This window comes from Thomasclavelia sp. (genome assembly GCF_017889095.1).
Classification (GTDB): Bacteria; Bacillota_I; Bacilli_A; order Erysipelotrichales; family Coprobacillaceae; genus Thomasclavelia.
In genome coordinates, this window is the sequence record NZ_JAGHEW010000091.1 from 1 (window position 1) to 5954 (window position 5954).

General features: G+C 32.6%; 6 protein-coding genes. All 6 read right to left on the reverse strand.

Features of this window, described 5'->3' with window-relative positions:
- Nucleotides 1-309 (reverse strand): VOC family protein (locus tag J7M77_RS04235; RefSeq protein WP_296876322.1); only part of this gene is annotated, 309 nt, incomplete at its 3' end.
- 146 nt (nucleotides 310-455) lie between these two features.
- Nucleotides 456-1454 carry a sugar kinase gene (locus tag J7M77_RS04240; RefSeq protein ID WP_296876325.1) on the reverse strand — a complete coding sequence of 333 codons (999 nt, stop codon included), beginning with the start codon at nucleotides 1452-1454 and terminating at the stop codon, nucleotides 456-458.
- Nucleotide 1455: 1 nt separating this feature from the next.
- Nucleotides 1456-2100, reverse strand: a complete 645-nt coding sequence (locus J7M77_RS04245; protein WP_296876327.1) for a bifunctional 4-hydroxy-2-oxoglutarate aldolase/2-dehydro-3-deoxy-phosphogluconate aldolase — start codon at nucleotides 2098-2100, stop codon at nucleotides 1456-1458.
- A 26-nt stretch (nucleotides 2101-2126) separates the two neighbouring features.
- Nucleotides 2127-3845, reverse strand: coding sequence for a dihydroxy-acid dehydratase (gene ilvD / locus J7M77_RS04250; RefSeq protein ID WP_296876329.1), 1719 nt, complete (start codon nucleotides 3843-3845; stop codon nucleotides 2127-2129).
- 21 nt (nucleotides 3846-3866) lie between these two features.
- A complete protein-coding gene (gene uxuA, locus J7M77_RS04255; RefSeq protein ID WP_296876331.1) occupies nucleotides 3867-4901 on the reverse strand; it encodes a mannonate dehydratase in 1035 nt (344 codons plus the stop codon).
- A complete protein-coding gene (locus tag J7M77_RS04260) occupies nucleotides 4892-5671 on the reverse strand; it encodes an IclR family transcriptional regulator (RefSeq protein WP_296876333.1) in 780 nt (259 codons plus the stop codon). The genes uxuA and J7M77_RS04260 overlap by 10 nt, the downstream gene beginning before the upstream one ends.
- Nucleotides 5672-5954: the final 283 nt, after the last annotated feature.

Genomic DNA, 5954 nt, shown 5'->3' on the forward strand with positions numbered 1-5954 from the left:
ATTTAGTTCTTGTAATCGCTGATATTCAGCTTTTAGATTTGAAACAGTAAAATTAAAAATCACCATATTATTTTGAAGTCTTTCATCTACGCTAAAATCATCTAGATAAGCCTGGTTGAAACATTCTTTATTTTCTTTGATTAATTTTTGATCATATTTAGCATTATAAAGGGATAGAAAATTACCACAATCAAAAGTTATCCAGCGATCTTCATTTACATATAATGGTTCTTGATTTAATAATTGACGATAAAAATCTAATGATTTATTAATATCACTTACACAAATATAAGTTGTTTCTAATTTCATGATCATCTTCCTTTCTTGTTTTATTAATAATATTATAGAAAAGATAATTTAAAAAAACAATCTACTTTCATGTTACATTTTCCATAGATAATCATTGTCATATTTATAAATTAAAAGTATCTAAGTAAAAACCTAGATACTTTTGCTTAACGATTAATTTTAACTGTTCCTTGATTCATAAAATCTTCAATTTCTTGAATACTAAATTTATTAGCATCACCATGAATCGTATGTTTTAAAACTGATGCACAACATCCAAATTCTAAAGCATAATCGCTCTCACCTTTAGATAACAAGCCATATAACACTCCAGAAATAAAAGCATCGCCACCGCCAACCCGATCGACAATATCATCAATATGATATGTTTTAGATACATGTAAACAATCATCATATAAATAACCCGTCAGTTCATTGATGCTTGTTGAAATAATTTTTCTTTTTGTAGAAACGAGGTATTTAATGTTTGGATATTGTTTTTTTATTTCTTTATAAATTTCTGCCATTTTTTTATTTTCATCAGTTTCTTGACTGGTTATCCCTAAAAAGTTTTTTGCATCAAGATCGCCAGCAGATAAAATATCAACATAAGGTAATATTTGTTTTAATGCTTGCCCGGCCCTGGCTATTGACCAAAGTTTAGCGCGATAGTTGCTATCATAAACAACAGTAATATGATGATCATTACAGTATTTACACATCGTAATAATAGCGTCTTGTAAAGTTTGATTTAAAGCAACAGTAATGCCGGAAACTATAAAGACATCAATATCTTTAAACACGGTATTTAAATCAATATCTTCTAATGTAAATGAAGTCATGGCACTAAAACTGCGATCATAAATAACCTGACTAGCACGATTACCACTGCCGTTTTCTAAAAAATAACTGCCAAGACGCATGTCATTTCGTAAAATTAAGGACGTATCTACACCATAACTTCTTAAAAAAGAAATGACGGCATCTCCTAAAGCATGATTCGGTAATTTTGTTAATAACGAGGTTTGAAAACCATATTGAGCTAAATTAACGGCAATGTTAGTTTCACTGCCCCCAACATGAACATCAAAAGCTAAACTAGATATTCGTTGTCCTTTTTTTGTAGAATAACGTAATAGCGTTTCTCCCATACATAAAATTTTCATCTTAGCGAACCTCATTTACCTTTGTTACATAATTTTTCGCAATTTCTGTAATTTCTAAATATTTTCCATTAGCTCCTAGTTTATTTAATTCACCGCCAACACCAATAGCGTCAACTCCAGCTTTAAACCATTGATCTAAATTATCCAAATTAACACCGCCAGTAACCATGATCGAAACTTGAGGCAATGGTGAACGAATTGCGCCAATATAGCTTGGTGAAAAGACACTTCCAGGAAATAATTTAACCATTTCACTGCCAGCTTCCATTGCAGTTACAATTTCTGTAACTGTCATGCAGCCAGGGATATAAGCAATGCCATAACGATTACATAAAATTGCTGTTGACTGATTAAAAGAAGGTGAAACAATATAATTAGCCCCCGCTAAAATTGCTTCTCTAGCCGTGATATCATCCAAAACAGTTCCAGCACCAATTAATACTTCCTGGTCACAATGGTATATTTCTTTTAATTCTTTGATGATTTTTGAAGCATTAGCATTAGTATAGGCAACTTCAATTGCTTTTAAGTTTCCTTGAATACAGGCTTTAGAAACCTCTAAGCCTTCAGTAAAACTTTCACCTCTAATTACAGCTACAATTCCTTGTTTTTTTAATTTCGTAAGTACATCGGATTTTTTCATCATTTATATTTCCCCCATATTAAATTTCATTATTTCATGTAACCACCTTTCATTGGTGATACTGCTCTTTCACTAAATGTTTTTAATACACCACTTTTATATTTACATTCGAATGGTTTCAAATGTTTCTTTCTTTCTGTTAAAACAGCTTGAATTTCCGGTTCACTCATCTTTTTACCATTAATACCACAGATCCGTAAAATTCGTTTAGGGATATTAATTTCAATCAAATCGCCTTCTTCAACTAATGCAATCGGACCACCCTGGGCTGCTTCTGGTGAAACATGACCAATAGCAGGACCTTTAGAAGCCCCGGAAAAACGCCCATCAGTGATCAAAGCTATCGATGCTCCTAATGTAGCATCAGAAGCGATTGCTTCAGTAGTATAAAACATTTCTGGCATACCAGAACCTTTAGGTCCTTCATAACGGATAAAAACAGCATCACCAGGCTGAATTTGATGAGTTAGTATTGCTTCAATTGCATCTTCTTCACAATCAAAAGGTCGGGCAACTAAAGTAGCTTCAAACATTTCTTTAGGTACTACAGTATGTTTTACAACCGCACCTTGAGGAGCTAAATTTCCTTTTAAAATAGCAATGCTGCCATCTTTTCCAAAAGCGTTATCATAACTGCGAATAACATCTTCTCTATTAATTCCATATTTTTCTAAATTACTAAAACATTTTTCATAATAACCATTTTGTTTTAATTCTTCGAGATTTTCTTTTAATGTCTTACCCGTTACTGTCATTACATCTAGATGTAAAACACTTTTTATTTGTTCCATGATCATTGGAACACCACCAGCATAATAGAAAAATTGAGCTGGCCAGCGACCGGCTGGTCGAATATCTAATAAATAATGAGCACCGCGGTGCAAACGATCAAAAGTATCCGCATCAATTTCAATTCCAAATTCTTTTGCGATTGCCGGTAAGTGCAATAATGAATTAGTAGAACCAGAGATGGCTGCATGGACCATGATTGCATTTTCAAATGATTCCATCGTAACAATATCTCGTGGTTTTAAATCATGCTTTGCTAGCCAAACTGCCTGTTTACCTGCTTTATAAGCATATTCTTTTAAATCATCACTCATTGCTGGAAGTAATGTACTTCCAGGTAAAGCTAAACCAAGTGCTTCTGCCATAATTTGCATCGTTGAAGCAGTTCCCATAAACGAACAAGCGCCACACGTTGGACAAGCGTGCTGTTTATAAAATTCTAATTTTTCTTCACTAATTTCGCCACGTTTACACATAGCGCTATAAGCTCCAATCTGTTCTAAAGTTAATAAATTTACACCGGCATCCATTACTCCACCAGCAACTACCAATGAAGGAATATTAACACGTCCGATTCCCATCAAATGAGCTGGCATTCCTTTATCACAGCTAGCAATAAATACACCACCATCAAATGGCGTAGCATTGGCATGAATTTCAATCATATTGGCAATCATGTCACGAGAAGCTAACGAATAATTGATCCCGTCATGTCCTTGGGCTTCACCATCGCAAATATCAGTAGTAAAATAACGAGCACCAAAACCGCCAGCATCCAAAACTCCTTGACGAGCTTTTTCAACTAATTCAAATAAATGACCACTACCAGGATGACTATCACCAAATGTACTTTCAATTATAATTTGTACTTTTGATAAGTCTTCAACTTTCCAGCCTGTTCCTAGTCTTAATGGATCTAATTCTGGAGCAATTGCTCTTAATTTTTGACTTTTTAACATTTTTCCCCTCCGATAAAATTTCTATTTATATTTTAATCCATCAATAATTCCACTAAGATACATCGCCCCCAAAGCCCGATCATATAAACCATAACCCGGTTTTCCTTGTTCATTCCAAATCATCCGACCATGATCAGGACGAATATATCCTTCAAAATCTACTTCGATTAATGCTTTAATGATTGCTGCCATATCTAAAGAACCACATTTTGATAAATGAGCAGTTTCTTCAAAAGAACCATCAGTCAATATTTTAACATTGCGAAGATGAGCGAAATGAATTCGCTTTTGTTTACCATATCTATTAATTAAAGCAACAACATCGTTATCTAAACTACAACCTAAAGAACCACTACATAATGTTATTCCATGGCAGCTATCATCATATAATGATAAAAAACGATCGATATTTTTTTGATTAGTAATAATTCTTGGCAGGTTAAAGATTGGCCATGGTGGATCATCAGGATGAATCGCCATTTTGATATTACATTCTTTAGCTACTGGCATGATTTGTTTAACGAAATATTCTAAATTATCCCATAATCCTTCTTCACCTAGTTTTCGATAAGCTTCCATTAACTCATTTACTTCTTCTAATTGATACGAAGCATCCCAGCCTGGTAATGCCAGTTTAGTGGGATCAAGTTTTTCAATTTCATTTTTATAGTAAACCAAAGTTTGTGATCCATCAGCTAAAAGATGATCAACTGATGATCTAGTCCAATCAAAAACTGGCATAAAATTATAACAAATGCATTTAATTCCACATTTAGCTAAATTACGAATAGTTTGTTTATAATTATCAATGTATGTTTGATAAGCACCTCGTTTTAATTTAATATCTTCATGAACCGGAACACTTTCAATTACTTCTAATTTTAAATCATACTTATTGACTTCAGCGACTAACTCTTCGATTCGCTTTAAGGGCCACTCCTGGCCAACTGCAATATCATAAATAGCACTTACAACTCCCGTAATATTAGGAATTTGGCGAATGTTGGCTAAAGTTACCGAATCATCTTTTCCATACCAGCGAAATGTCATTTCCATATCTTTTCATCACCTTCTTTATATCCCATTTTTTTAGAAATTTTTTCTCCATATACTTTGACGATCTTTCCTAAACTGCTTAAATCAATCTGATTTTCATATAATCCGACACAACTTATTGCCGCTATTACTTTGCCATCATGATTTCTAACTGGTGCTGCCACGCAGTATTGATAACTAGCATTTTCCCGATTATCAATTGCATAACCCAACTGTCGAACTTTTTTTAATTCATCAATAAGCTTTTCTGGTGAGGTAATAGTATAATCAGTTATTGGTTCATACGCCATAGTTTTCATAGCATCTTTTAAAACATCCTCACTTGAATACGCTAATAGCACTTTACCTAAACCGGTACTATGCAAAGGATTCCTTGTTCCAATGTTAGCCGTAGTAATAACACTATGTTTAGATTCATATTTGTAGATATAAGTTACTTTGAAATCATCTAATACTGCCATAAATGTCGTTGCCTGCATTTTATCAGCTAATTCAATCAAATCATTTTTAGCTATATTTACAATATCGATATCATTAATAAAACTACTACCGATTAAAAAAGACTGTAACCCAATTTTATATTTAGTAACTCCAGCTTGATTATCTTCATAAAGCATATTTTTAAAAACTAGTGTTTTGACAATATCAAAAACACTAGACTTAGGAGAATCTAGGAGTCTTGTTAGCTCAGCTAAGCTATAACCATCTTTATTTTTAGAAACTAAGTCTAAAATTTCAATAGCTCTTAATAAAGTTCGATTTAATTTCATTATTTTGCCCCTTATGATTTTATTCGTATATACGTATCTAATTCGTTATTTTGTATAATTTTATTATAGCTAATTATTTTCATTGGAGTCAATATTAATTTAGGAAAAAATAAAATATTTTTTATGTTATTCGTAATTATGAATAACATAATTCGAATATACGGAAAACAAAAAAGATATTCAAATTACTTGAATACCTTTATAAATCACTACCATTAGTTGCAATTACATTTTGATACCAATAAAACGAATCTTTCTTGAACCGCTGATTAGTTCCTTTACC

Coding starts and splice junctions, on each gene's coding strand:
- J7M77_RS04240 (WP_296876325.1), bottom strand. CDS start 1,454: ATGAAAATTTTATGTATGGGAGAAACGCTATTACGTTATTCTACAAAA.
- J7M77_RS04260 (WP_296876333.1), bottom strand. CDS start 5,671: ATGAAATTAAATCGAACTTTATTAAGAGCTATTGAAATTTTAGACTTA.
- ilvD (WP_296876329.1), bottom strand. CDS start 3,845: ATGTTAAAAAGTCAAAAATTAAGAGCAATTGCTCCAGAATTAGATCCA.
- J7M77_RS04245 (WP_296876327.1), bottom strand. CDS start 2,100: ATGATGAAAAAATCCGATGTACTTACGAAATTAAAAAAACAAGGAATT.
- uxuA (WP_296876331.1), bottom strand. CDS start 4,901: ATGGAAATGACATTTCGCTGGTATGGAAAAGATGATTCGGTAACTTTA.